Raw genomic sequence first — 23,108 nt, 5'->3', positions numbered from 1 at the left:
CCCCGCACCCCCCGTCCTCGCCGTCACCCTCGTCACCGCGACCGACCCCCGCGACGCCGGGCGGACCGCCGCACTCCTCGCCGGCAGGCCCGAGTCCCGGATCGCCTTCGAGGTCGATCCGCCCGGCGCCGACGGTCCCGCTCTCGCCGAGGAGCTCCATCGGCGCCTCGCGGCCGACGCCGACGACGGCCACCGCGGTCACACGGTCGTCGCCCTCGATGGCCAGGCCGACCCGCTCGAGATCGGACTCGTGCTCGAGCACCTCTGCGCGCAGCGGCATCCCGCCGACACCCGCATCGCGATCCTCGACGTGGTCGCCGTGACGTCGACGGAGGAGATCCTGCGCGTGCTCTGCGGCGGCGCGGGCCCCTCCTTCGACTCGGCGGAGCGCCTCGCCGCCCGCCTGGAGTTCTCGAGCCTCATCGCCCTCGCCGAGCCCCTCTCCGAGAGCGACCCCGAGCGGACCGCACTCGTCCGCGACCTCCTGCGAGCACTCGCCCCCACCGCCGATCTCCTCCCCGCCGGTGAGCTCCCGGCGGCGCCACGGAGGCTCCACCCCCGGCGCGCGCACGCGATCGCCTCCTCGATGGGCTGGCAGTGCGCCCTCAACGGGACCTCGCGGCGCCGCGCCTCGGGCACGACCGTCGAGGAGTTCGTGTTCCGCGATCCGCTGCCCTTCCACCCCGGCCGCCTGAGCACGGCGGTCCACGAGGAGCTGGTGGCGGAGAAGGTGGGCCGCATCCTCCGCTCCCGCGGCCTGGTGCGCCTGGCGACGCGCGCCGACCGGGTCGGCTCGTGGTCGGTCGCCGGCGACGTGCTGACGCTGGACCCGACCAGCCTGCTCAGCTGGGACGAGGACGCGCCTCTCGGCCAGGAGCTCGCCTTCTTCGGGACGGGCCTGGACACCGGGAGGCTGAACGCCGTCCTGCAGAGCTGCCTGCTCACCCCCGAGGAGCTGCTGGCCGGCCCCGCCGCCTGGGCGGAGTACGCGGACCCCTTCCCGCGCTGGGTGGACGAGCACCGGCACTGAGCCGGGCGTCCTTTGCCGCGCGGGACTCGACGAGCGCGACCCGGCCCCTGCGTCCGAGCGCCGCCCGCCCGCGCCAGCCGACCGTGCGCCGGGAGTGTGACGCGCGGAGGCTCCCGCCGGGCGGCGGGTGGGTAGGCTGACGGGACAGCACGTGCTCCGGGGTCGGTGGGAATTCCGAACCGGCGGTCACAGTCCGCGAGCCGCAGCCCCTCGAGAGGGGCGGCGGTTGACCTGGTGGAACTCCAGGACCGACGGTGAAAGTCCGGAGGAGAGGCAGCACGAGCGTCGCGCATCACCGCGCGATGCTGAGCGACGGTGCCCGCGCACCGTCCCTCGAGACCCCGGAGTTCGGCGACGAACGGAAGAACCGGGAATGACGATCGACTACGAGCACGCGATGCGCCGGGCGCTGGCGCTCGCCGAGCGCGGGCCCGCCCGCGGACCCAACCCGCGCGTGGGCTGCGTGATCCTCGCGCCCGACGGCACCGTCCTCGGCGAGGGCTGGCACCACGGAGCCGGCACCGCGCACGCGGAGGTCGACGCCCTGTCGCACGTCGCGGCGGGCGCCGCTGACGGCGCGACGGCCGTCGTCTCGCTCGAGCCGTGCGACCACACCGGGCGCACGGGTCCCTGCAGCCGCGCCCTGATCGAGGCGGGCGTCTCCCGCGTCGTCTACGCCGTGCCGGACCCGGGCGAGCGCTCGGCCGGCGGCGGTCGCACCCTCCGCGAGGCCGGCGTCGAGGTGATCGAGGGCGTGCTCGCCGAGGAGGGAGAGCAGTTCCTCCACCCGTGGCTCACCGCGACCCGCCTGCACCGCCCCTTCGTCACGCTCAAGTGGGCCTCGACCCTCGACGGCCGCACCGCGGCGGCGGACGGCAGCAGCCGCTGGATCACCGGAGCGGCGGCCCGTCAGCGCGTGCACGAGCAGCGTGCCGCGCACGACGCGATCCTCGTCGGCACCGGGACCGTCCTCGCCGACGATCCCGCGCTCACCGCCCGCGGCGACGGAGGCGAGCTCCTCGCCCACCAGCCGGTGCCCGTCGTCGTCGGCACGCGCCCCGTGCCGCCAGGCGCCCGCCTGCACGAGCACCCCCGCGCCGTCGTGGTCGAGCGCACCCGCGACCTCGCCGCGGTCCTCGCGCACCTCTACTCCGCCGAGATCCGCAGCGTCTACGTCGAGGCCGGACCGACCCTCGCCTCCGCGCTCGTCGCCGCCGGACTGGTCGACGAGTACCTCGTGTTCCTCGCGCCCGCGCTCCTCGGCGGCCCCCGCCTCGCGCTCGGCGACCTCGGCGTGGAGAGCATCGGCGGGGCCCGGCGCCTCTCCCTCCGCTCGGTCGAGATCCTCGGCGACGACCTCCTCGTGACCGCGCGCCCCGACGTCCTCCCCGCGGGCGGTGCCGGCACCCCGGCCCGCCTCCCCCACGCCCTGCAGATGGAGACCCACTGATGTTCACCGGAATCATCGAGGAGAAGGGCGTCGTGACCGCCGTCGAGGCGGGCGCCGACGCGATCCGCCTCAGCATCCGCGGGCCCCTCGCCGTCGAGGGCGTGCGGCACGGCGACTCGATCGCGGTCTCGGGCGTCTGCCTCACCGTCGTCGAGCACACGGACGAGGGCTTCACCGCCGACGTCATGGCGCAGACCCTGCGGATGTCGACCCTCGACACCGTGGGCGTCGGCGACCCCGTGAATCTCGCGCGCGCCGCGCTGGTGGGCGACCGGCTCGGCGGCCACATCGTCCAGGGCCACATCGACGGCACGGCGACGCTGCTCGCCATCGCACCGGGCGAGGCCTGGCGGGTGCTGCGGTTCTCGCTGCCGACCGGCATCGCTCCGCTCGTCGTCGACAAGGGCTCGATCGCGGTGGACGGCGTCTCGCTGACCGTCTCGGCGATCAGCCCCGCCGCCGTGCCGGAGCAGTGGTTCGAGGTCTCGCTGATCCCCGAGACGCTCGCCGTCACCACGCTGGGCGCGCGCGCGATCGGCGATCAGGTCAACATCGAGACCGACGTCCTGGCCCGCCACGTCGAGCGGATGCTCGCGCTGCGCTCGATCGCGGAGGCCCGCTCATGAGCCTCGCCACCATCCCCGAGGCCGTCGAGGCGCTGCGCGCCGGGCGCCCGATCATCGTCGCGGACGACGAGGGCCGCGAGAACGAGGGCGACGTCATCGTCTCGGCCCAGCTCGCCAGCCAGGAGACGATCGCCTGGATGGTCCGCCACTCCTCCGGGTTCATCTGCGCGCCGATGACCAACGAGATCGCCGACCGCCTCGCCCTGCCGCTGATGGTGGTCGAGAACGAGGACCCGCGCGGCACCGCCTACACGCTCTCCGTCGACGCCGCCGACCGGCTCTCCACCGGCATCAGCGCCTCCGATCGCGCGCACACCCTGCGCGTGCTGGCCGATCCCGAGGCGACCCCCTCCCGCCTGAACCGCCCCGGCCACATCCTGCCGCTGCGCGCCGTCGACGGCGGCGTGCGCGAGCGCGACGGGCACACGGAGGCGGCCGTCGACCTGATGAAGCTCGCCGGCCTGTACCCCGTGGGCGCGATCTCCGAGATCGTCGCCGAGGACGGCGAGATGATGCGGCTGCCCGGGCTGATCGCTCTCGGCGAGCGCGAGGGCGTGCCGGTGACCACGGTCGCGGCCCTCATCGCGTACCTGCAGGAGTTCCACTGCGACGCGGAGGTGCCCGTCACGGTCGCGGTCCCGGAGAGCGCGCGGGTGAGCTTCGAGGTCGAGACCACGGTGCCGACCACCCACGGCCCGTTCCGGATCCGCGCCTACCGCGACCGGCAGACCGGAGCGGATCACGTCGCGATCCTCGCGGGAGAGGTCGCCGCGGGGCGGCCCGCCCTGGTGCGCGTGCACTCCGAGTGCCTGACCGGCGAGGCGTTCGGCTCGCTGAAGTGCGAGTGCGGGCCCCAGCTCGACGCCGCCCTCGACACGATCCAGCGGGACGGCGGCGTCGTCGTCTACCTCCGCGGTCACGAGGGCCGGGGCATCGGCCTGATCAACAAGCTGCGCGCCTACCGCCTGCAGGAGGACGGACTCGACACCCTCGACGCGAACCTCGCCCTCGGGCTCCCCGCCGACGCGCGGGACTACGGAGCGGCGGTCGGGATCCTCGAGGACCTCGGCCTCACCGAGGTGCGCCTGCTCACCAACAACCCCGAGAAGGTCCGCCAGCTCACCGACCGCGGCATCGTCGTCGCCGAGCGCGTGCCGCTCGTCGTCGGGGTCGGCGCCTTCAACGAGGGCTACCTCGAGACCAAGCGCGACCGCATGGGCCACACCCTCGACAGCGTCCTCGACCACGACCCCCTCGACGCCGGGATCTCCGGCCTCGCCCTCGACGCCGGGATCGCCGGCGCCACCACGAAGGAGTAGCAATGGCCGGTAGCGGCGCCCCCACCACCTCCCCTCTCGACGGCGCAGGACTGCGCGTCGTCGTCATCGCGGGGACCTGGCACGAGCAGATCAGCGACGGCCTGATCGCCGGAGCGGGCCGAGCCCTCGACGAGGCCGGAGCGTCCTGGTCGCTCGTGCGCGTGCCCGGCTCGTTCGAGCTGCCCGTCGCCTCGAAGGCGGCCCTGGAGGCGGGGGCCGACGCGGTCGTCGCCCTCGGCGTGATCATCCGCGGCGGCACCCCGCACTTCGAGTACGTCTCGGACGCCGCCACCTCCGGGCTCACCACCGTCTCGATCCTGACCGGCAAGCCGGTCGGCTTCGGCGTGCTCACCCTCGACACCGAGCAGCAGGGCATCGATCGCGCGGGCCTTCCCGGCTCGAAGGAGGACAAGGGGCGCGAGGCGGCCGAGGCGGCGGTCTCGACCGCTCTGCTCCTCCGCTCGCTGCGCGGCTGAACCACTGCGGGCGGCCCCCGTCCTGGGGCCGCCCGCACACGAACCTGGGAGAACACGGAGTAAAGTGGACGGGTCGTCACGAGCGACCCCTCTCTCCTCCCCCTCGCCTCAGCGGCCCGCGACGCCCGATCGACGCCCCGCCCCGCCGGCTCGGGGGGAGCCGCCGTCCACACGGAGCCCCTCCCTCATGTCTTCTCCCGCCGTCTCCGACGCGCCAGCGGCCGCCCCGCAGAACTCCCGCGGCCGCGTCATCCTCGCCAGCCTCATCGGCACCTCGATCGAGTTCTACGACTTCTACGCCTACGCGACCGCCGCCGTCCTGGTCTTCCCGTCGCTCTTCTTCGTCAACGAGGACCCGGCCACGGCCCTCCTCGCCTCCTTCGCCGTCTTCGGCGTCGCGTTCATCGCGCGCCCGATCGGGTCGATCATCTTCGGCCACTTCGGCGACCGCGTCGGCCGCAAGGGCACCCTCGTCGCCTCGCTGCTCACCATGGGCGTCGCGACCTTCCTGATCGGCTGCCTGCCCACCGCGCTCACGCCCGGCTGGGAGTTCCTCGCTCCGTTCCTGCTCGTCGTGATGCGCTTCTGCCAGGGCCTCGGCCTCGGCGGCGAGTGGTCCGGAGCCGCGCTGCTCGCGACCGAGAACGCACCGGCCGGCAAGCGCGCCATCTACGGCACCTTCCCGCAGCTGGGCGCACCGATCGGCTTCATCGTCGCCAACGTCCTGTTCCTGGTGCTCGCGAGCACGATGAGCGACGAGACGTTCGCGGCCTGGGGCTGGCGCGTGCCGTTCCTGGCGAGCGCCGTGCTCGTGATCATCGGGCTCTACGTGCGGTTCAAGCTCGTCGAGACGCCCGCGTTCCAGAAGGTCGTCGAGAAGGGCGAGGTCGCCAAGCTGCCCCTCGCCCGCGTCTTCGTCACCAGCTGGCGCCCGCTCATCCTGGGCACCTTCATCATGCTGGCGACCTACGTGCTCTTCTACCTCATGACCACGTTCACGCTGACCTACGGCACCTCGCCCGTCGACGGCGCGGTTCCGGGCCTCGGCTACACCCGCAACGACTTCCTCGTCATGCTGATCGTCGGCGTCGTGTTCTTCGGGATCTTCACGCTCGTCTCCGGCCCGCTCGCGGAGCGCTTCGGCCGCCGGCGCACGCTGCTCGTGGTGACCGCGGCGATCCTCGTCTTCGGCCTGCTCTTCGTGCCCCTGTTCAGCGCCGGCTTCGCGGGCGTCATGGCGGTCCTGATCCTCGGCTTCACGCTGATGGGCCTGACCTTCGGCCCGATGGGCGCCGTCCTCCCCGAGCTGTTCCCGACCAACGTCCGCTACACCGGCTCGGCGATGGCGTACAACCTCGCGTCGATCCTCGGAGCGGCCCTCGCGCCGATCATCGCGGTCGCGCTCTGGAGGGCGGCGGGCGGCAGCACCGTGCTGGTCGGCCTCTACCTCAGCGCCGCGGCCGTGCTGACGCTGATCGCGCTCCTGCTCTCCAAGGAGACGAAGAACGCGTCGTACCACGACAACGTCTCGTAGGACTCCCTGCAGAGGACGGCCCGACGGGATCCCCCGGCGGGCCGTCCGCGTCTCCGCTCCCTCCCTGAGCACCGGGCCCGCCCTCTGGCGGCCTGCTCGCAGCGACGACGGGGCAGAATGGACGGCGATGAGCACCACCACCTCCCGGCGCGGCGGACGACGACCCTCCCGCGACGACGGACCCCGCGCCTCCTTCTCGCAGCTCGTGCCCTACCTGCTCGAGCACCGCGGCATCCTCTCGGTCGTCGTGGTCCTCAGCCTGTTCGGAGCGGCGGCGAGCCTCGGCCAGCCCCTGCTCGTCGGCCAGGTCATCACCCGGGTCCAGTCCGGTCTCGATCTCGGCCCGCTGGTGTGGGCCCTCGTCGGCCTGGTCGTGGCCTCCGGGCTGATCTCGGGCTTCGCGCACTACCTGCTCCAGCGCACCGGCGAGGGGATCGTGCTCTCGAGCCGCCGCCGCCTCGTCGCGCGGCTGCTGCGCCTCCCCATCCGGGAGTTCGACGCGCGCCGCACCGGCGACCTCGTCTCGCGCGTCGGCTCCGACTCCACGCTCCTGCGCGCCGTGCTGACCCAGGGGCTCGTCGACTCGATCGCGGGCTCCCTCGTCTTCGTCGGCGCGATCATCGCGATGGCCGTCATCGACTGGGTGCTGCTGCTGATCATCGTGGCGGTGGTGGCGGTGGCCCTCGGGCTCGCGCTGACCCTCGGCCGCGGCATCCGCACCGCCAGCCGCAAGGCCCAGGAGAAGGTCGGCGATCTGGCCGCGGCCGTCGAGCGCGCCATCAGCGCCGTCCGGACGATCCGTGCCGCCGGAGCCACCGATCGCGAGATCGCGGTCGTCGACCAGCACGCGACGGAGGCGTACCGCCTCGGGATCCGCGTCGCGCACGTCTCGGCCCTCGTGGTGCCGGTGGCCGGGATCGCCATGCAGGTCGCCTTCCTCGCCGTCCTCGGCGTCGGCGGCTACCGCGTCGCGTCCGGCGCGATCGACATCGCCCAGCTGGTCTCGTTCATCCTCTTCCTCTTCATGATGGTGATGCCGCTCGGCAACTTCATCGGCGCCATCACCTCGGTGAACTCGGCGCTGGGCGCCCTCGGCCGCATTCAGGAGATCATCGACCTGCCGATCGAGGGCGACGGCGACGCCTCCGCGGGCGGCCTCGGCGCCGGCGTGGCGGAGGAGGCCATCTCCTTCGAGGACGTGGTGTTCTCCTACGAGGAGGGCGCCGTGCCCGACGCGGCGGCCGTAGCGGACGAGCGCGACCGCACCGTCCTGCGCGGCGTCTCCTTCACCGTGCCGCGCGGCAAGCGCACCGCCCTGGTCGGGCCGTCGGGAGCGGGCAAGAGCACGATCCTCGCCCTCATCGAGCGGTTCTACGACCCGGAGGGCGGCGTCGTCCGACTCGGCGGTGTCGACATCACGGCCATCGACCGCGATGCGCTCCGCGCGCAGATCGGCTACGTCGAGCAGGACGCCCCGGTCCTGGCCGGCACCATCCGCGAGAACCTCGTCCTCGGCCGCCCCGACGCCGACGACGCCGACTGCCTCCGGGTGCTCGAGGCGGTGAACCTGACCGACGTGCTCGAGCGCAACCCGCTCGGCCTGCACGCGCCGGTGGGCGAGAGCGGAGTGATGCTCTCGGGCGGTGAGCGTCAGCGCCTCGCGATCGGCCGCGCGCTCCTGGCGGCCCCGCCGATCCTGCTGCTGGACGAGTCCACGTCGAGCCTCGACGGACTCAACGAGCAGCGCCTGCGCCTGGCGATCGACGCGGTCGCCGAGAACCGGACCCTGCTGGTGATCGCGCACCGCCTGTCGACGGTGGTCGATTCCGACCGCATCGTCGTGCTGCAGAAGGGCGAGGTCGTGGGAGTCGGCACCCACTCCGAGCTCGTCGAGTCGACGCCGCTCTACCGGGACCTCGCCAAGCACCAGCTGCTCGTCTGACGGACGCCGCAGCGGCGTCTCGCGACCGCCGCTGCCTCATGCCGGTCGACCAGCCGCGCAGCGAGACGCCCGCACGTCTCGACCGGCAGCCTGCGCCCGCTCGTCCCTCAGCGCGGCGGCAGCCGCAGAGCCCCGTCGAGCCGGATGGTCTCGCCGTTGATCATGGGGTTCTCGAGGATGTGCCGCACCAGGGCCGCGAACTCCTCGGGGCGTCCGAGGCGAGCCGGATGCGGCGTCGCCGAGCCGAGCGCCTCGCGGGCCCTGTCCGGCAGCCCGGCGAGCAGGGGCGTGTCGAACGTGCCCGGTGCGATCGACACCACGCGCACGAGCCGGGCCGCGAGCTCGCGCGCGAGCGGCAGGGTCATCGCCGCCACGGCTCCCTTCGACGCGGCGTAGGCCGCCTGTCCGATCTGCCCCTCGAAGGCGGCGACGGAGGCGGTCGTGACCAGGACTCCCCGCTCCCCATCGATCGGCTCCCGCTCGGCGATCGACGCCGCGGCGAGGCGCAGCACGTTGAGCGTCCCGGTCGTGTTGATCCGCAGCACCCGGTCGAACTGCTCGAGCGGCAGCGGCCCGTCGCGTCCGAGCAGCCGCCCGGGTGTGGCCACGCCCGCACAGCTCACGGCGACGCGCAGCTCCCCCGCCGCCGCCACGGCGCGCGAGACGGCGTCCGGATCGAGGACGTCCCCGGCGATCAGCTGCACGGAGGCGGGCAGACGCGCGGCCTCCACCGCGTGCGGCAGGTCGAGCACGACCACGTGCGCTCCTGCGGCGTCGAGCGCCGTCGCCGTCGCGGCTCCCAGTCCGGATGCTCCCCCCGCGATCAGCGCGGACGTCCCCTCGAGTCGCACGGTCAGCCCGCCGGAGCGGGGGTGGAGTCGGCGTCGGGCTCGTCGGTCGGCTCGCTGCCGGGCTCCCCCGTCGGATCACTGCTCGGCTCCCCGGACGCGAGCGCCTGCGCCGAGCAGTCGGTCAGGGTGGCGTCGTACGCGTCACGGGCGCGCTGCGCCGCCAGGCGGACCTCCTCCTCCGCGAGCGGGCTCGCGAGCGGCGGCCGGTCGCTCAGACCGTAGCGGGCGAGGCAGTCGCTGATCAGGCGGGTCATGCGCGCGCCGCTCTCGGGATCGGCTGTGCCGGTGGGCGCCGGGGCGGCGGTCGCGACGGAGCCCGAGTCGCGCACGGACCCGTCCGGCACCTCCGCGGCGGGACCGGAGCAGGCGGTGAGGCTCAGTGCGAGCGCGACTCCGACGAGCAGCGCGACGGGCGGGCGGAGCGTCGTGCGCAGGAGCATGGACGACCTCGTTCGTGACGGCTGCGGGCAGGAGTGCGGCCACGGTAGCGCAGTCGATGCTTCCGGCGAGCGCTGGGCGCGCTCTCACGCCCCAGTGGCACCCCCAACGGGGCACAGGCGCGCCTCTCAGGAGGGCTCGGCGAGCGCCCACATCGCGACCGCCGACGCCGCAGCGACGTTGAGCGAGTCGATTCCGTGCCGCATCGGGATCTGGACGGCGACATCGGCGGCGGCGAGCGCTTCGGCGGTGAGACCCTGCCCCTCGGTGCCGAGCACGAGGGCGACGCGCTCCGGAGCGCGGGCGGCGAAGTCCCGCAGGGGCACCGCCTCCGGGGTCAGAGCCATCGCCGCGATCGTGAAGCCCGCTCCGTGCAGGAGCCGCTGTGTCGACGGCCAGTCGCCGACGCGCGTCCAGGGCACCTGGAGGACCGTTCCCATGCTCACGCGGATGGCGCGGCGGTAGTACGGATCGGAGCAGCGCGGCGTCACCAGCACGGCATCGGCTCCGATGGCCCCGACCGAGCGGAAGCTCGCGCCGACGTTCGTCGGGTCGACCACGTCCTCGAGCACGACGACGCGGCGCGCTCCCGCGAGCAGGCCGGCCGGGTCGGGCAGCACGGGCCGGTCCATCGCCGCGATCAGGCCGCGGTGCAGGGTGTACCCGGTGAGCTCGGCCAGGAGCTCACCCGGGCCCGTGAAGACGGGCACGTCGAAGCGGCCGACCAGGCGCTCGGCCTCGCCGGCCGAACCGCCGAGGGCGAGCACCGAGCGCGGCCGGTGCCCGGCGGCGATCGCGCGCTCGAGCACGAGCGCCGACTCCGCGATGTACAGGCCGTGCGGGCCGCGGGCGTTCTTCAGCGCGACGTCGGTCGCGTGCGCGTAGTCGCGCAGCCGCGGGTCGTCGAGCGCGGTGACCTCGATCCGCTCCACCGGATCAGGCGAAGGGGTCGGGGGTGAGCGTGTACTTGGTGCTGAGGTACTCGTGGATCCCCTCGAGTCCGCCCTCGCGGCCGAGGCCCGACTGCTTCACCCCGCCGAAGGGCGCCGCCGCGTTCGACACCACGCCGACGTTGAGGCCCATCATCCCGGTGGCGAGCCGCTCGATCATCCGCTGACCGCGGGCGAGATCGCGCGTGAAGACGTAGGACACCAGTCCGTACTCGGTGTCGTTGGCGAGCGCGACGGCGTCGTCCTCGTCGGTGAACGGCACGATCGCGAGGACCGGGCCGAAGATCTCGGTGCGCAGGATCTCGCTCTCCCGGTCGACCCCCGCGAGCACGGTCGGCCGGTAGAAGTGGCCGGCCCCCTCGATCCGATCGCCGCCGGTGAGCAGGCGCGCGCCGCGGGAGATTGCGTCCTCCACCAGCGCGGACGCCTTCTCGACCGCGCGCTCGTCGATCAGCGGGCCGATGGTCACTCCGTCCTCGGTGCCGCGGCCGACGCGCAGAGCGCTCACGCGCTCCACGATCCGCGCCGCGAACTCCTCGGCGATCGACTCGTGCACGAAGAAGCGGTTGGCGGCCGTGCAGGCCTGGCCGATGTTGCGGAACTTCGCGAGCATCGCGCCCTCGACCGCCCGGTCGAGGTCGGCGTCCTCGAACACGACGAAGGGCGCGTTGCCGCCCAGCTCCATCGAGGTCCGCAGCACGTTCTCGGACGCCTGCTGCAGCAGCGTGCGCCCGACGGGAGTGGAGCCGGTGAAGGACACCTTCCGCAGGCGGGGATCCGACAAGATCGGAGCCGACACGGCTCCCGCCGAGGACGTGGTGACCACGTTGACCACGCCGTCGGGGAGCCCCGCCTCGGCGAGCAGCGCCGCGAAGGCGAGCGTGGTGAGCGGAGTGAGCTCGGCCGGCTTCACGACGACGGTGCAGCCCGCCGCCAGCGCCGGAGCGATCTTCCGCGTCGCCATCGCGAGCGGGAAGTTCCAGGGGGTGATCAGGTAGCAGGGGCCCACCGGGTGCTGCGAGACGATCATCCGGCCGCTGCCCTCGGGCGAGACGCCGTAGCGTCCGCTGATGCGCACCGCCTCCTCGCTGAACCAGCGGAGGAACTCACCGCCGTACACGACCTCGCCCCTCGCCTCCGCGACCGGCTTGCCCATCTCGAGCGCCATCAGGAGCGCGAACTCCTCGGTGCGCTCCTGCAGGAGGTCGAACGCCCGCCGGAGGATCTCGCCCCGCTTCCGCGGCGCCGTCGCGGCCCACGACGGACCGGCGGCGACGGCGGCGTCGAGCGCCCGGACCCCGTCCTCCGGAGTCGCGTCGGCGATCGAGACCAGGACCGCTCCGGTGGCCGGGTCCTCGACGTCGATCGAGCCGCCGCCGGAGGCGTCCACCCACTCACCGCCGATCAGCAGCTGCGTGGGGATGCGGGCGAGCAGAGCGGTCTCGGCGGCGCGGGACGCGACGGAATCAGTCACAGGAGGGAACCACTTCTTCGGATCGGAGCGCGCAGACCGCGCCAGGAGGAGCTTCTCGTCCTCCCAGTGTAGGACGGGCGATCGCTCCGGGGGCGGTGTCGCCGGGAGCCGCGAGGACCTGCGCCTCCCTGAGCCCTGTGGAGGGACGAGCCCTCAGACGGACCGCTCGACGCGGATTCCCGCCTCCGTGAGCTCGCGCAGCGCCGCGGCACTCGCCTCCTCGGAGACGCCCGCGATCAGGTCCTCGAGCACGCGGACCTCGAGCCCCGCCCGTCGCGCGTCGAGTGCCGAGGCGCGCACGCAGTGGTCGGTCGCGAGTCCCACGACGTCGAGCGCGGTGACGCCCCGCTCCGCGAGCACGGCGCCGAGCTCCTCGCCCGCCTCCGTCGTGCCCTCGAAGGCCGAGTAGGAGGGGCGGCCCTGCCCCTTGAGGATCTGCACGTCGATCCGAGCGGTGTCCAGGGCCGGGTGGAACCGCGCGCCGTCCGTGCCGGCGACGCAGTGGACGGGCCAGCTGTCGACGAAGTCCGGCTCCACCGCGAAGTGGCCGCCGTTGTCGGAGTCGCCCTCGTGCCAGTCGCGGGAGGCCAGCACCGCGGAGTAACGGTCGGCGTGCGCCGCCAGATGCGCGGTGATGCCCTGGGCGACGGCCGCGCCGCCTGTGACGGCGAGCGCGCCGCCCTCGGTGAAGTCGTTCTGCACGTCGACGATCAGGAGTGCGGTGGTCATCGTGGGCCTTTCGGGAGGAGGTGGCGAGGAGGAGCGGGAGGTCGACCCGTCCGGGTCAGGAGTCGGAGAGCGAGGATCCGCAGCGGTAGACGCCCGTCACGAGGGTGTCGATCGCGGTCTTCGCCGAGTCGGAGACGTCGCCGAGAGCGTAGACCGCGAAGGTCAGCTCGGTGCCGTCCGCCGCGGTGACCACGCCTGCCAGGGTGTAGCCGGTGTCGATCCAGCCCGTCTTCGCGCGCACCGCGCCGTCGGCCGCGGCGTTGTCGCCGGCGAAGCGGTCGGAGTAGGAGAGCGAGCCCGTCCGGCCCGACACCGGCAGGCCGTCCAGGAGGATCCCCAGCTGCCCCTCGCGGGCCTGCACCTTCCGGAGCAGCTCGGTGAAGTACGCCGGCGCGACCGCGTTGTCGTCGCTCAGGCCGGAGCCGTCGACGATCGCGATCCCGGACGTGTCGACGCCGTAACCGGCGAGCCCCTGCAGCACACCGGCCTGCTCGGCAGCGAAGTCGCTGCCCGCGCCGGTGCGGATCGCGACGAGCCGCGCGAGCATCTCGGCGATCGCATTGTCGGAGACGAGCAGCATCTGCTGCACGAGCGTGCCGACCGGGGCCGACTCCACCGTGCCGAGAACCGCGGCGCCCGCGGGAGCGGTCCCGGTGGAGACCACGGGCGAGCCGTCCAGCTCGTCGGCGAACGCCTCTCCGGCCCGGCCGACCGGATCCGTGCCGCGCTCGGAGGTCGAGGCCGTGGGGTCCTCGCGATCGCCGTCCACCTGGAGCGCCGTGATCTCGGGCATGTAGCCGTCGACCTGCTCCTTGCGGTTCCAGCTCGGCTGCCAGGTCTCGCCCGAGTAGAGGGAGGAGTCGAGCACCAGCGACGTGATCGGCGTCCCGGCGGTGGACGGGTCCGCCTCCCAGGCGCTCTCGACCTGCGCCGCGAGGTCGTCGAGGTTGGCCGCTCCGGCGTAGGTCGACTCCCGGCCGGTCGGGAGCCGGGTCAGGGTGAGGTCTCCCCCGCCGACGAGGACGACGCTTCCGGGCTCGCTCCCGCGGACCACGGTGGTGGCGATGCGCGTGTCCGGGCCGAGGACCGCGAGCGCCGACGCGGCCGTGAGGATCTTGAGGGCGGAGGCGGTGCGGGACGCGGTCCCGCCCCCGCGGTCGAACAGGACCTCGCCCGTCGCGGCGTCGACCACACGCGCCTGCATCGAGCCCAGGCGCGAGTCGGCGGCGAGCCCCGCCACCGAGCAGGTGCGGAGCGCCTCGGCCGCCGCTTCGGCGGTGGGCCGCGCCGTGGCCGTCGGCGTCGGTGTGGGAGTCGCGGTGGCGGTCGGGGTCGAGACGACGGGCAGCGCCCCGGGCTCCGCGGCGCTGCCGAGGGCCGTCCCCACGCCGAAGGCGCCGCCACCGAGCACGGCGGCCACGAGCACCGCGGCGACCACGAGAGTGCGGCGACGGCGGGGAGGAGGCGTGTCGGTCATCCGCAACAGGGTAGCGACGCGAGTTCGACGCGACCTGGAGGTCGCGGATGAGGCCGGGAACTCGCGGATCCGGCCGGGACGTCGCGGATGACGGGAGAGGGAGCCGCCTGTGGGAATCGAACCCACGACCTTCTCATTACGAGTGAGACGCTCTGCCGACTGAGCTAAGGCGGCGTGCACGCGGGGCCTGAGCCCCGGACACGATTACACAGCATAGCCTGCTCGCGCCCCCGGGCGTGAATCAGGACGGCGCGGTCGAGCAGAGGCTCCGCGACGGCGGCGGCGACCGCCGCGCTCGGCTCAGGCGAGCGCGCCGCGGAGCTCCTCGAAGGAGCGGGCGATGCGTCCGGGCAGGGCCTCCCGGCCGTCGTGATCGACCCAGGCCGCCCAGGCGTGGCGGACGGCGGCGAGCCCGAGGAGCGTCAGCATCCGCGCCCGGCTGCGCACCCGCTCCGCGTCGTCGTCCTCCTGGCCGAGACGCTCGGCGACGAGCCCCTCGACCGCGAGCTCGAACTCGCGCATGCCCGCGATCTTCAGACCGACCAGATGCGGGTGCTCGCGGAAGAGCGCGCGGCGGAGGACGTGCAGCTCCCGATCCTCCTCGAGCGGCTCCTCCATCGCGGCGACGAAGACCCGTTGCAGGTCCTCGAGCACGGCGCCCCGGCCCGCGACGAACGCCGCCGCCGTCTCGTCGGCGATGACCGGGAGCCCGCCGACCAGCGCGTCCTCCTTCGAGGCGAAGTAGTTGAAGAAGGTGCGCGTGGAGACGTCGGCGGCGCGCGAGACGTCCTCGATGGTCACCCGCTCCGGCCCGCGCTCGCTCGCCAGGCGGAGGACGGCGATCTCGATCGCCCGCCGCGTGGCCAGGCGCTTGCGCTCGCGGAGCCCGGGCTGCTGCTCGCGGGGCCGCTCCTGCTCGGTCAGCACTGCGGATCCACCTCCGGGACGGTCCCCTCGAGCAGGTACGCGTCGACCGCGTCGTTCACGCAGGACGTCGACTTGTTGTAGGCCGTGTGGCCCTCGCCGTCGTAGGTGACCAGGTGACCGGCGGAGAGCTCGCCCGCGAGCGCCTGCGCCCACACGTAGGGCGTCGCGGGATCGTTCGTGGTGCCCACGACCAGGATGGGCGCCGAGCCCTCCGCGGTGATCGGCTCGCGGGAGCCCTCGAACGCCGCCGGCCACTCGCTGCAGAGGATGTCGCCGTAGGCCATGTAGCGGCCGATCGTCGGCGCGGCCTGCTCGAGAGCGGCCTCGTCGGCGCGCATCGAGGCGGTGTCGGCGTCGTAGGAGTAGTCGACGCAGTTGATCGCGAGGAACGCCTCGGTGGTGTTGTCCGCGTACCGGCCGTCCGCGTCGCGCCCGTTGTAGGCGTCCGCGTACTGGAACGCGACCGCGGGGTCGCCCCGGCGGACGTCGGCCAGCATCTCGCTCAGCGCTCCCCACGCCGTGGCGTCGTAGAGCGGATAGACGATCGCGGTGAACAGCGTGCTCGCGCCGAGCTCACGGCCATCGGCGGCCCGGATCGGCGAGGCGTCCACGTCCTCGAGCATGCGCTTCAGCTGGGCCATCCCCGCGTCGACGGTGCCGGTGAACGGGCAGTCGTCCGAGCGGAGGCAGTCGGCGAGGTAGGCGCGCAGTGCGCTCTCGAACCCCTTCGCCTGCTCGCGCACCACGTCGAACGAGGTGGCCGCCGGGTCGATCGCGCCGTCGAGGACGAGGCGGCCGACCCGGTCCGGGAACAGCCCGGCGTAGGTCGCTCCGAGGAACGTGCCGTAGGAGTAGCCGAGGTAGTGCAGCGTCTCGTCGCCGAGCGCCGCGCGCAGCACGTCGAGATCACGGGCGGCGCTCGGGGTGCCGACCTCGGGCAGCAGCGGCCCGCTGCGCTCCTGGCAGGCGGCGGCGAACGCGGCGGCGGTCGTGCGCTGCGCCTGGATCCACTCGTCGCTGCCCCGCTCCCCCGGCGTGATGTCGTAGAGGTAGGAGTCGAGGCCCGCGGCGTCGAGGCAGGAGACCGCGGTCGAGGCGCCCACTCCTCGCGGATCGAAGCCGACGACGTCGTACCGGGCGGCGAGCGCGGAGTCGACCGCGTAGTCGGCGCTGTCGCGGATGAAGTCGACGCCCGACGCTCCCGGTCCGCCCGGGTTCACGAGCAGGGAGCCGATCGCCGGTCCCTTCGTCGCGGGTCGGCGCACCAGGGCGATCGACGCCGTCTCCCCCGAGGGGTCGTCCCAGTCGAGCGGGACTGTCGCGTCGGTGCAGAGAGCGCCGTCGCCGCAGTCGTCCCAGACCAGCACCTGCGAGTAGTAGCGCTCCAGGGAGTCGTCGACGGTCTGCGGATAGGGGGTGGAGGTCCGGTCGACGCTCGGGCCGGGCGCGAAGCAGCCGGTCAGGAGGGACGCGGCCGCGGCGAGCGCGACGACGGCGGCCGACCGGCGCCCCCGCCTCACGCGGCCACCGGGCGGCGCGCCGCGACGACGAGCAGCGCCTCGAGAGCGAGGACCGGGGAGACGTTCGCGTCGATCCGCTGCCGGGCTGTCGCGATCGCGTCGAGGACGGCGAGCGTGCGGTCGGGCGGAGTCGCGTCGGCGAGCGCGGTCATCTCGGTCCGGACCTCCTCGTTGATGACGCCGCCGGGCGCTCCGAGCTGGAGGCGCACCACGTCGCGGTAGAGGGAGAGCAGGTCGACGAGGATCCGGTCGAGGCCGTCGCGGAGGCTCCGCGTCGCGCGTCGCTTCTGGTCCTCCTCGAGCGCCCGCAGCTGCGAGCGGAGCTGCGCGGGCACGGTGCCCCCGGGCTCGACGCCGAGCGAGCGCAGCGCCTGCTGCCGCTCGGCCTCGTCGCGCTCGAGGGTGATCGCCTTGGCGTCCTCGGTCGCGACCTCGATCATCCGCGCCGCGCCGAGCACCGCGTCCGAGACGCCGCGGAGGCGCAGGGCGATGCGGAGCGTCTCCTCGCGCCGCTCGCGCGCGTTCGCGTCGGTCGCCAGGCGGTGCGCCATCCCGATGTGGCTCTGAGCCTGGCGGGCGGCGCGCTCGGCGGTCTCGGGGTCGACCCCGTCGCGGCGCTCGAGGAGACCGGCGACGTCCTCGACGCTCGGCACGCGGAGCCGCACGGAGCGGACGCGGGAGCGGATGGTGGGGAGCAGATCGGCCTCGCTCGGGGCGCACAGGATCCAGACCGTGCGCTCCGGTGGCTCCTCGAGCGCCTTCAGCAGCACGTTGGACGTGCGCTCGCTCATCCGGTCGGCGTCCTCGATGACCATGACGCGGTAGCGCGACACCGAGGGCGAATACTGCGAGCTGCTGACCAGCCGCCGCACCTCGTCGATCGAGATGATCACGCGCTCGGTGGTCAGCACGGCGAGGTCGGGATGGGAGCGGGCGGCGACCTGGCGGCAGTCGGGGCACTCCCCGCAGCCGCCGTGGCGGCAGAGCAGTGCGGAGGCGAACGCGTAGGCGAGGTTCGAACGGCCGGACCCGGGAGGGCCGGTGATGAGCCAGGAGTGCGTCATCGACGACGACTCCCGGCCACGGTCGTCCCGGGGCGTCGAGGCGTCCTGCAGGGCGCCGATGGCGTGCTCCTGCCCGACGAGCTGGCTCCAGACGGTCATGCCACCAGGCTAACCGCGAGCACCGACAGCCGACGCGCCGTCGAGGAGCGCGGCGACCCGCTCCCGCACCGCGGCCGCGATCTCCTCGACGGGGAGAGCGGCGTCCACGACGAGGAAGCGCTCGGCGTCCGTCTCGGCGATCGCCAGGAACGCCTCGCGCACGCGCCCGTGGAACTCCGCCTTCTCGGCCTCCAGCCGGTCGAAGCGGGTGCGGGCCGCGTCGAGCCGGCCCCGCGCGACGGCGGGGTCGAGGTCGAGCAGGACGGTGAGGTCGGGCCTCAGGTCGTGGGTGGCCCACTCCGAGAGCCGCCGGACCTCGACGGCGTCGAGGACCCGCCCGGCTCCCTGGTAGGCGACGGAGGAGTCGATGTAGCGGTCCTGCACGACGACCTCGCCACGCTCGAGCGCCGGTCGCACGAGCGTCCCGATGTGCTGGGCGCGGTCCGCCGCGTAGAGCAGGGCCTCGGCCCGCGGATCGATCTCGCCGCGGTGGTGCAGAACGATCTCGCGGATCTGCAGGCCCACCTCGGTGCCTCCGGGCTCGCGGGTGCGGACGACGGTCTCGCCACGCGTGCCCAGCCACTCCTCGAGCAGCCGGGCCTGCGTGGTCTTGCCCGCGCCGTCCCCGCCCTCGAGGGTGACGAACAGCCCGGTCACGACTCCGTCGCGTCCGACGTCTCGGCGGCAGCCGCCGCAGCCGCGCGGCTCGCGGCGGTGGCGCGGGGCGCGGCGGGCTTCTTCGCTGCGGTCGTCTTCTTGGCGGCCGCGGTCGTCTTCGCCGCGGTCGTCTTGGCCGCCGTGGTCTTGGCCGCCGTCGTCTTGGCCGCGGTCGTCTTCGCCGCGGGCTTCCTGGCCGGCGCGCGCTTGGCCGGAGCCTTCTTGGCCGGGCCCTTCGCGCGCTTGTCGGCGAGCATCTGGACCGCCTGCTCGAAGTCGATCTCCTCGATCGTCAGGCCCTTGGAGATCGTGACGTTGGTCTCGCCGTCGGTCACGTAGGCGCCGAAGCGTCCGTCGCGGATCCGGATCGGCTTGCCGCTGACGGGGTCCGCCTCGAACTCCTTCAGCGCGCTCGACGCGCGTCGCGCCCCGTACTTCGGCTGAGCGAAGATCTCGAGCGCCGTCGGCAGGTCGACCTCGAAGATCTGGTCCTCGCTGGTGAGCGACCGGCTGTCGGTGCCCTTCTTGATGTACGGGCCGTACCGGCCGTTCTGAGCCGTGATCGGCTCGCCGCTCTCGGGGTCGTCACCGACCGTGCGCGGCAGGTCGAGCAGGCGCAGCGCCGTCGCCAGGTCGATCGACGCGACGTCCATGGACTTGAAGAGGGAGGAGGTGCGCGGCTTCACGACAGCGGGCTTCTTCGCGCCGCGCTTCGCGGGCACGGGCTCGACGACCTCCCCGGTGGCGGGATCCGCCGCGGTCTCCGGCTCCGGATCGACCTCGGTCACGTAGGGGCCGAAGCGCCCGTCCTTAACGACGACGGTCTTGCCCGAGTCGGGGTTGCTTCCCAGCACGCGGTCGGTCTGCACCGGGGCGTCGACGAGCTCCTGCGCCTTGGCGGGCGTGAGCTCGTCGGGAGCCAGCTCGAGCGGCAGGTTGACGCGACGCGGCGTCTCCTGCCCCTCCTCCTGGGCCACCTCGAGGTAGGGGCCGTACTTGCCGATGCGCAGGGTGATGTCGTCGGTGATCCGGACGGAGTTGATGCTCTTCGCATCGATCTCGCCGAGGTTGTCCACGACGTGTCGGAGCCCGGGGTGCGTGCCTCCGCCGAAGTAGAAGCGGTTGAGCCAGGCGACGCGGTCCTCCTCGCCGCCGGCGATGCGGTCGAGGTCGCCCTCCATCTCGGCGGTGAAGTCGTACTCCACCAGGTCCGAGAAGAAGTCCTCGAGCAGCCGGACCACCGAGAAGGCGATCCAGTTGGGCACGAGGGCGGTGCCGCGCGGAGTGACGTAGCCGCGGTCGACGATGGTGGAGATGATCGACGCGTAGGTGGAGGGCCGGCCGATGCCGAGCTCCTCGAGCGCCTTGACCAGGCTCGCCTCCGTGTATCGCGGGGGCGGCGAGGTCTCGTGGCCCTTGGCCTCGACCTCGGCGACGACCAGGCTCTGGCCGACCTCGAGCACCGGCAGCTTGGCGTCCTTCTCGTCGCGGGCGCCGTGACGCTCCTCGTCGCGCCCCTCCTCGTAGGCGAGGAGGAATCCGCGGAAGGTGATGACGGTTCCGGAGGCGGTGAACTCGGCGGTCTTCGCGACGTCGCCGGCCGGTTCGGCGAGCAGCGTCACGGTGGCGGTCGAGCCCTTGGCGTCGGCCATCTGCGAGGCGACGGTGCGCTTCCAGATGAGCTCGTAGAGGCGGAGGTCGTTGCCGCGGAGGGTGCCCGAGAGCTGGTCCGGGGTGCGGAAGGTCTCGCCCGCGGGCCGGATGGCCTCGTGCGCCTCCTGCGCGTTCTTGTTCTTGCCGGAGTACAGCCGGGGCTTGTCCGGGACGGTCTCGGCTCCGTAGAGGGACGCGGCCTGAGTGCGTGCGGCGTTCAGCGCCTGCTGCGAGAGCCCGGGCGAGTCGGTCCTCATGTAGGTGATGAAGCCGTTCTCGTAGAGCGACTGCGCGACGCTCATCGTCTGGCGCGCCGAGAAGCGGAGCTTGCGCGCCGCCTCCTGCTGGAGCGTGGACGTGGTGAACGGGGCGGCGGGGCGGCGCGAGTACGGCTTGGACTCGAGGTTCGAGACCCGGACCGTGGTGGCGGGGTCACGCAGGGCCTCGGCGAGGGCACCGGCGGTGGACTCGTCGAGGACGGTGACGTCGCCCTTCAGCTGACCGCGGTCGTCGAAGTCGCGGCCGCTTCCGATCCGCTTGCCGTCGAGCCGGGCCAGGCGGGCGTCGAAGCCCGCCGCGGCGTCCGACTCGGGCGCCAGCACGGTGGCGAGGTCCCAGTAGCTCGCCGACACGAACGCCAGGCGCTCCCGCTCGCGGTCGACCACCAGGCGGGTCGCGGCCGACTGCACCCGGCCGGCCGAGAGCCCGGGGCCGACCTTGCGCCACAGCACGGGCGAGATCTCGTAGCCGTAGAGGCGGTCGAGGATGCGGCGGGTCTCCTGGGCGTCGACCAGGGAGGTGTCGATGTCCCGGGTGTTGTCGCGCGCCTTCTGGATCGCGTCCTTCGTGATCTCGTGGAAGACCATGCGGTGCACGGGGACCTTGGGCTTGAGCTCCTCGAGGAGGTGCCACGCGATGGCCTCACCCTCGCGGTCCTCATCAGTGGCGAGGTAGAGCTCGTCGGCGTTCTTCAGCGCGCGCTTGAGGTCGGCGACCGTCTTCTTCTTCTGGTCGGACACGACGTAGTAGGGCTCGAAGCCGTTGTCGACGTCGACGGAGAACTTGCCCAGCGGGCCCTTCTTCAGCTCCGGGGGGAGGTTCTTCGGCTCGATGAGATCGCGGATGTGCCCGACGGAGGCGAGCACCTCGTAGCCGTCGCCCAGGTACTGGGCGATGGTCTTGGCTTTCGCCGGCGACTCGACGATCACCAGCTTCTTCGTGCCGGACACAGTTCTCCTCGATTGGTGCTGTCGGGTCGGACGACCAGTGGTCCGACGTCCCCTGCTGCGGGGAGACGGTGCGCGGCGACGTGGTGCGGGGAACGGCGACGCGTCCCCATCGGCGGGGGCGCCCGACAGGCACACCATACACACTGACCCCGGACGTGCTGCCCCCTCCCGAGGACACGGGGACCTCGGGAGGACGCTGGACACGGCCTCGGAGCCGCCTGCCCGGCCTGCCGTCGACGGGGGTGACGCGCGGCGCCGATCGGCGCATGATGAGGCATGGCAACGACGCACACCACCACGACCTCCGCCTACACGGCCAAGCTCCTCGACGGACCGCTGGAGGGCAAGACCCTCCGCCGGGGATACGGCGACGATCAGGCCCCCGCCGCACGCCTCGAGATCCCCGGGGCGAGGGCGGGCTCCCGCTACATCTACCTCCTCGCCGGCGGCCTCGAGCACGACGAGGGCGCGGGCGCCCTGCCGACCGCCGCCGCGTACCGGTACCAGCGACTCTCCTCCGACTGACGCGCTCCCGCGGCGTCGTCCGAACCTCGGTCCGGACGACGCCCGCTGCTGCCCCCGCCCTCAGGGCGGCGGGCCGGCCCTCGACCGCGCCGTGAGGGAGAGCGGACCCGCGGCGACGGCCGCCTCCGTTCTCGCGACGCCGCCGTCGACGTCGCAGAGGACGAGCTCGGCGCCGTTCGCGCGGGCCACGGCGGCGGCACGTCCGCACGGATCCCCGGCCAGCAGGCCGGAGGCGACGTCGGCCGCTGCCAGGGACGAGGCGTCCGCGGCGGCGACCGCTCGCTGGTGCCCGACGACTCCTGCGCAGCCGGCGAGCACGGCGGCCGTCACCAGGATCGTGCCCGCGACGACTCCGATCGCCACAACCGCGGCCGATCCCTCCTCCCGGTCGCGGACAGCCCCGGGGAGCCGGCGGATCATCCGCCCCCGCCCAGCGCGCAGGACCGGACCGAGACCGGGAGCGACACCGCCGGGAGCGGGCGCAGCCGGGCCGCGACGTCGACGCAGACCAGTCCGTCCTGCTCCCCCGCCGTGAGCGACGCCCCCGTCACCCGGGCGAGCGGCGCGCGGGGGTCGTCGCCCCGGGCCGCGGACCGGGCCGCGTCGGCGGCCGCGTCGACGAGCCGGACGTACTGCGCCGAGGCCGCCACCGACCCCAGGCACAGCGCCAGCACCGCGACCACCGCCGGGAGCACGAGCGCGAGCTCGGCAGTGGCCGAGCCCTCCTCCTGGACGAGCCGCCCGCGCAGCAGCGGAAGGCCTCTCATCCCGCCGCGGTGAGCGCGCGGGTCACCAGGTCGGTCAGGATGCTCCGCACCTCGTCGCCCTTGAGGATGACCACCAGCAGCCCGGCGAAACCGACCGCGGCCATCGTCGCGATCGCGTACTCCGCCGTCGCCGACCCCTCCTCGTCGCCCAGAGCGCCGAGACCTCCCCACCCGGGTCGGCGCCACTCGACGCGCCCCGCGGAGACGTCGATGCCCGTTCCTCCACCGGACGCCGCACCTCCGCCGCTCCTCGAGCCCCGGCTCGTTCCGGGCACACCACTTCCCGCATCCCTGCTCCTACCGAGTCCTCGACTCCGGGAGACTCCCCCGCCGCTGATCGCCGTGTCACTTCTCATCCGTCCTGCTCCGTT

General features: G+C 73.5%; 22 protein-coding genes, 1 tRNA gene and 1 riboswitch. Of the genes, 8 read left to right on the top strand and 15 right to left on the bottom strand.

Going from position 1 to position 23,108, the window contains the following annotated elements; genetic code table 11:
- The 7 genes from C5C10_RS13775 to C5C10_RS13745 form a co-directional block, all read left to right on the top strand.
- Window positions 1–1,030: GTP-binding protein (locus tag C5C10_RS13775; RefSeq protein ID WP_104329507.1), on the top strand; the 1,030-nt coding region annotated here is incomplete at its 5' end.
- Window positions 1,031–1,179: 149 nt separating this feature from the next.
- Window positions 1,180–1,312, top strand: a riboswitch (FMN riboswitch).
- Between the two features lie 91 nt (window positions 1,313–1,403).
- On the top strand, window positions 1,404–2,480 hold the full coding sequence (gene ribD, locus C5C10_RS13770) for a bifunctional diaminohydroxyphosphoribosylaminopyrimidine deaminase/5-amino-6-(5-phosphoribosylamino)uracil reductase RibD (protein WP_258060595.1): 1,077 nt from the start codon (window positions 1,404–1,406) through the stop codon (window positions 2,478–2,480).
- Window positions 2,480–3,106 (top strand): riboflavin synthase, encoded by a 627-nt coding sequence (locus C5C10_RS13765; RefSeq protein WP_104329506.1) that lies wholly within the window; start codon window positions 2,480–2,482, stop codon window positions 3,104–3,106. Before ribD ends, C5C10_RS13765 begins: the two co-directional genes overlap by 1 nt.
- Window positions 3,103–4,425, top strand: a complete 1,323-nt coding sequence (ribA, locus tag C5C10_RS13760; protein WP_104222225.1) for a GTP cyclohydrolase II — start codon at window positions 3,103–3,105, stop codon at window positions 4,423–4,425. The genes C5C10_RS13765 and ribA overlap by 4 nt, the downstream gene beginning before the upstream one ends.
- 2 nt (window positions 4,426–4,427) lie before the next feature.
- Window positions 4,428–4,901: a 6,7-dimethyl-8-ribityllumazine synthase gene (gene ribH, locus C5C10_RS13755; protein ID WP_104292283.1), complete on the top strand. Its 474-nt coding sequence runs from the start codon at window positions 4,428–4,430 to the stop codon at window positions 4,899–4,901.
- A gap of 187 nt (window positions 4,902–5,088) precedes the next feature.
- Window positions 5,089–6,435 (top strand): MFS transporter, encoded by a 1,347-nt coding sequence (locus C5C10_RS13750; protein ID WP_104222221.1) that lies wholly within the window; start codon window positions 5,089–5,091, stop codon window positions 6,433–6,435.
- Between the two features lie 127 nt (window positions 6,436–6,562).
- A complete protein-coding gene (locus tag C5C10_RS13745) occupies window positions 6,563–8,377 on the top strand; it encodes an ABC transporter ATP-binding protein (protein ID WP_104329505.1) in 1,815 nt (604 codons plus the stop codon).
- A 107-nt stretch (window positions 8,378–8,484) separates the two neighbouring features.
- Here C5C10_RS13745 and C5C10_RS13740 read toward each other — a convergent pair whose 3' ends face one another.
- The 12 genes from C5C10_RS13740 to topA all read right to left on the bottom strand — a co-directional run bounded on the left by C5C10_RS13740 (window position 8,485) and on the right by topA (window position 21,445).
- Window positions 8,485–9,228, bottom strand: coding sequence for an SDR family oxidoreductase (locus C5C10_RS13740; protein ID WP_104329504.1), 744 nt, complete (start codon window positions 9,226–9,228; stop codon window positions 8,485–8,487).
- Between the two features lie 2 nt (window positions 9,229–9,230).
- Window positions 9,231–9,668, bottom strand: coding sequence for a hypothetical protein (locus C5C10_RS13735; protein WP_104233723.1), 438 nt, complete (start codon window positions 9,666–9,668; stop codon window positions 9,231–9,233).
- Window positions 9,669–9,794: 126 nt separating this feature from the next.
- Complete coding sequence (locus tag C5C10_RS13730) at window positions 9,795–10,598, bottom strand: RNA methyltransferase (protein ID WP_104329503.1); 804 nt, start codon at window positions 10,596–10,598, stop codon at window positions 9,795–9,797.
- A 4-nt stretch (window positions 10,599–10,602) separates the two neighbouring features.
- Window positions 10,603–12,090 (bottom strand): NAD-dependent succinate-semialdehyde dehydrogenase, encoded by a 1,488-nt coding sequence (locus tag C5C10_RS13725; protein WP_104329502.1) that lies wholly within the window; start codon window positions 12,088–12,090, stop codon window positions 10,603–10,605.
- 153 nt (window positions 12,091–12,243) lie between these two features.
- Window positions 12,244–12,819 (bottom strand): nicotinamidase, encoded by a 576-nt coding sequence (locus C5C10_RS13720; protein ID WP_104227241.1) that lies wholly within the window; start codon window positions 12,817–12,819, stop codon window positions 12,244–12,246.
- Window positions 12,820–12,874: 55 nt separating this feature from the next.
- On the bottom strand, window positions 12,875–14,296 hold the full coding sequence (dacB, locus tag C5C10_RS13715; protein WP_104329501.1) for a D-alanyl-D-alanine carboxypeptidase/D-alanyl-D-alanine-endopeptidase: 1,422 nt from the start codon (window positions 14,294–14,296) through the stop codon (window positions 12,875–12,877).
- A 101-nt stretch (window positions 14,297–14,397) separates the two neighbouring features.
- Window positions 14,398–14,470 (bottom strand) — tRNA-Thr (locus tag C5C10_RS13710).
- Window positions 14,471–14,596: 126 nt separating this feature from the next.
- Complete coding sequence (locus C5C10_RS17910) at window positions 14,597–15,223, bottom strand: TetR/AcrR family transcriptional regulator (RefSeq protein ID WP_159939603.1); 627 nt, start codon at window positions 15,221–15,223, stop codon at window positions 14,597–14,599.
- Window positions 15,217–16,743, bottom strand: a complete 1,527-nt coding sequence (locus C5C10_RS13700; RefSeq protein ID WP_104329500.1) for an alpha/beta hydrolase — start codon at window positions 16,741–16,743, stop codon at window positions 15,217–15,219. The genes C5C10_RS17910 and C5C10_RS13700 overlap by 7 nt, the downstream gene beginning before the upstream one ends.
- Complete coding sequence (locus tag C5C10_RS13695; protein WP_104222203.1) at window positions 16,740–17,906, bottom strand: DNA polymerase III subunit delta'; 1,167 nt, start codon at window positions 17,904–17,906, stop codon at window positions 16,740–16,742. Before C5C10_RS13695 ends, C5C10_RS13700 begins: the two co-directional genes overlap by 4 nt.
- 9 nt (window positions 17,907–17,915) lie before the next feature.
- Window positions 17,916–18,563: a dTMP kinase gene (tmk, locus tag C5C10_RS13690; protein ID WP_104233730.1), complete on the bottom strand. Its 648-nt coding sequence runs from the start codon at window positions 18,561–18,563 to the stop codon at window positions 17,916–17,918.
- A complete protein-coding gene (topA, locus tag C5C10_RS13685) occupies window positions 18,560–21,445 on the bottom strand; it encodes a type I DNA topoisomerase (RefSeq protein WP_104329499.1) in 2,886 nt (961 codons plus the stop codon). Before topA ends, tmk begins: the two co-directional genes overlap by 4 nt.
- 276 nt (window positions 21,446–21,721) lie before the next feature.
- Here topA and C5C10_RS13680 point away from each other — a divergent pair, with 276 nt between their 5' ends.
- A complete protein-coding gene (locus tag C5C10_RS13680; protein ID WP_104222197.1) occupies window positions 21,722–21,970 on the top strand; it encodes a hypothetical protein in 249 nt (82 codons plus the stop codon).
- 60 nt (window positions 21,971–22,030) lie between these two features.
- On the opposite strand, the gene C5C10_RS13675 is transcribed toward C5C10_RS13680, so the two are convergent.
- From C5C10_RS13675 to C5C10_RS13665, 3 genes are read right to left on the bottom strand one after another with little or no spacing between them, the layout of a single operon-like run.
- The gene (locus tag C5C10_RS13675; protein WP_104222195.1) at window positions 22,031–22,390 is read right to left on the bottom strand and encodes an Rv3654c family TadE-like protein; all 360 of its coding nucleotides are present in this window, start codon (window positions 22,388–22,390) and stop codon (window positions 22,031–22,033) included.
- Window positions 22,387–22,737: a TadE family type IV pilus minor pilin gene (locus C5C10_RS13670; protein WP_104222193.1), complete on the bottom strand. Its 351-nt coding sequence runs from the start codon at window positions 22,735–22,737 to the stop codon at window positions 22,387–22,389. The genes C5C10_RS13675 and C5C10_RS13670 overlap by 4 nt, the downstream gene beginning before the upstream one ends.
- Window positions 22,734–23,012, bottom strand: coding sequence for a DUF4244 domain-containing protein (locus tag C5C10_RS13665; RefSeq protein WP_244229600.1), 279 nt, complete (start codon window positions 23,010–23,012; stop codon window positions 22,734–22,736). Before C5C10_RS13665 ends, C5C10_RS13670 begins: the two co-directional genes overlap by 4 nt.
- Window positions 23,013–23,108: the final 96 nt, after the last annotated feature.

It is taken from the genome of Rathayibacter sp. AY1A3 (genome assembly GCF_002930975.1).
Lineage (GTDB): Bacteria > Actinomycetota > Actinomycetes > Actinomycetales > Microbacteriaceae > Rathayibacter.
This window is presented reverse-complemented; position numbering and strand designations above follow the sequence as displayed.

Bases quoted from the DNA above. Each gene is read 5' to 3' on its own strand.
- ribD (WP_258060595.1), top strand. From the start codon at position 1,404: ATGACGATCGACTACGAGCACGCGATGCGCCGGGCGCTGGCGCTCGCC.
- C5C10_RS13765 (WP_104329506.1), top strand. From the start codon at position 2,480: ATGTTCACCGGAATCATCGAGGAGAAGGGCGTCGTGACCGCCGTCGAG.
- ribA (WP_104222225.1), top strand. From the start codon at position 3,103: ATGAGCCTCGCCACCATCCCCGAGGCCGTCGAGGCGCTGCGCGCCGGG.
- ribH (WP_104292283.1), top strand. From the start codon at position 4,428: ATGGCCGGTAGCGGCGCCCCCACCACCTCCCCTCTCGACGGCGCAGGA.
- C5C10_RS13750 (WP_104222221.1), top strand. From the start codon at position 5,089: ATGTCTTCTCCCGCCGTCTCCGACGCGCCAGCGGCCGCCCCGCAGAAC.
- C5C10_RS13745 (WP_104329505.1), top strand. From the start codon at position 6,563: ATGAGCACCACCACCTCCCGGCGCGGCGGACGACGACCCTCCCGCGAC.
- C5C10_RS13735 (WP_104233723.1), bottom strand. From the start codon at position 9,668: ATGCTCCTGCGCACGACGCTCCGCCCGCCCGTCGCGCTGCTCGTCGGA.
- C5C10_RS13720 (WP_104227241.1), bottom strand. From the start codon at position 12,819: ATGACCACCGCACTCCTGATCGTCGACGTGCAGAACGACTTCACCGAG.
- dacB (WP_104329501.1), bottom strand. From the start codon at position 14,296: ATGACCGACACGCCTCCTCCCCGCCGTCGCCGCACTCTCGTGGTCGCC.
- C5C10_RS13695 (WP_104222203.1), bottom strand. From the start codon at position 17,906: ATGACCGTCTGGAGCCAGCTCGTCGGGCAGGAGCACGCCATCGGCGCC.
- C5C10_RS13680 (WP_104222197.1), top strand. From the start codon at position 21,722: ATGGCAACGACGCACACCACCACGACCTCCGCCTACACGGCCAAGCTC.
- C5C10_RS13675 (WP_104222195.1), bottom strand. From the start codon at position 22,390: ATGATCCGCCGGCTCCCCGGGGCTGTCCGCGACCGGGAGGAGGGATCG.
- C5C10_RS13670 (WP_104222193.1), bottom strand. From the start codon at position 22,737: ATGAGAGGCCTTCCGCTGCTGCGCGGGCGGCTCGTCCAGGAGGAGGGC.